This window comes from Bittarella massiliensis (ex Durand et al. 2017) (assembly GCF_009876955.1).
Classification (GTDB): Bacteria; Bacillota; Clostridia; order Oscillospirales; family Ruminococcaceae; genus Bittarella; species Bittarella massiliensis.
On record NZ_WWVY01000045.1, the window covers coordinates 1 to 1843 of the forward strand.

A 1843-nucleotide genomic window follows, 5' to 3' on the forward strand; every position below is an offset into this window, starting at 1 on the left:
AATAATGATGGAGGTGTAAGATTTGTCTACTCAAGCAAAAATTGAGAAAATGCTCAAAAAGTCCGAAGTAATTCTGGCTGCAGGCGGCGAAAAACGCGTTGCAAAACAACACGAAGCCGGCAAAATGACTGCACGTGAAAGAATTGCTGCACTCCTCGACGAAGGATCCTTTGTTGAATTGGATCGTTTCGTAAAACATCGTTGCACAAACTTCGGCCAAGAGAAGAAAGAACTTCCTGGCGAAGGTGTAACTACTGGTTACGGCACCATCGATGGCCGTCTGGTTTATGTATTCGCACAAGATTTCACTGTAGAAGGTGGTTCTTTAGGCGAAATGCATGCTGCTAAAATCGTAAAAGTACAACGCCTGTCCCTGAAAATGGGTGCTCCGCTTGTTGGCCTGAACGATTCCGGCGGTGCTCGTATCCAAGAAGCAATTGACGCTTTGGCTGGTTACGGAAAAATCTTCTTTGAAAACACTATTGCATCCGGCGTAGTTCCTCAGATCTCCGCTATCATGGGTCCTTCTGCTGGCGGCGCTGTATACAGCCCGGCACTGACTGACTTCATTTACATGGTAAAGAACACTTCTAAAATGTTCATTACCGGCCCCGCAGTAGTAAAATCTGTTACTGGTGAAGACGTAACCCAAGAACAACTGGGTGGCGCTATGACCCACAACAGCACTTCCGGCGTTGCACATTTTGCTGCAGAAAACGACGAAGACTGCTTGCAACAGATCCGTTACCTGCTGAGCTTCCTGCCTTCCAACAACATGGAATGCGCTCCTATCGTAGAAACCGGTGACGACCCGATGCGTATTGATGACTCCTTGAATACATTGCTTCCGGATAACTCCAACCAAGCATATGATATGAAAGACGTAATCAAATCCATCGTAGACAACGGTGAATTCTATGAATCCCAACAATATTGGGCAACCAATATTATCACTTGCTTTGCACGTATGGATGGTCAAACCGTAGGTATCATTGCAAACCAACCTAAAGTAATGGCTGGCTGCCTGGATATCAACGCATCCGACAAATCCTCTCGTTTTATTCGCTTCTGCGATGCTTTCAACATTCCTTTGCTGAACTTGGTAGACGTACCTGGCTTCCTGCCTGGCTGTAACCAAGAATACGGCGGTATTATCCGTCACGGCGCAAAAATGCTGTATGCATATTCCGAAGCAACTGTACCTAAAATTACTGTAGTAACCCGTAAAGCATACGGTGGTTCCTACCTGGCAATGTGTTCCCAAGATTTGGGCGCAGACCAAGTAATTGCATGGCCGACTGCAGAAATCGCAGTAATGGGACCTGCAGGTGCAGCTAACATCATCTTCAAAAATGATCCTGATGTAAAAGCAAAAACGGAAGAATATATCGATAACTTTGCAACTCCGTACCAAGCAGCAATGCGCGGCATGGTAGACATCGTAATCGAGCCGAAAAACACCCGTCCCACCATCATCAACGCTTTGCAAATGTTGCAGTCCAAACGTGAAACTCGCCCGGCAAAACGCCATGGCAATATTCCTTTGTAATTTGCAGCTTGCAGTATAGTGCTTAATTAATTAAGAAGAATGAGGTGAAATAATGGGTCCTGTAACTACTAATCCTTGGTTGATTTCTATCATCAATATGACCATAGTTTTTGGCGTATTGGCAGCCTTGGGTGTTTTGATGAAAATCATCCAATTGGTAGATCCAACGCAAAAAAAAACTGAGAAACCAGTAGCAGCATCGGCACCTGCCGCAGCACCTGCTGCTGTTGCAGCTCCTGTGCAGGATGACAGTGAAGTAATTGCTGTTATTGCAGCAGCTGTAGCTGCTCTTGG

General features: G+C 45.7%; 2 protein-coding genes. Both read left to right on the forward strand.

What is annotated here, in order from left to right:
• Positions 1-22 precede the first annotated feature (22 nt).
• On the forward strand, positions 23-1549 hold the full coding sequence (gene mmdA / locus GT748_RS14995; RefSeq protein ID WP_021718266.1) for a methylmalonyl-CoA decarboxylase subunit alpha: 1527 nt from the start codon (positions 23-25) through the stop codon (positions 1547-1549).
• A gap of 52 nt (positions 1550-1601) precedes the next feature.
• Positions 1602-1843, forward strand: a 242-nt coding sequence (locus tag GT748_RS15000; RefSeq protein WP_155164316.1) for an OadG family transporter subunit, incomplete at its 3' end; no start/stop codon positions are given.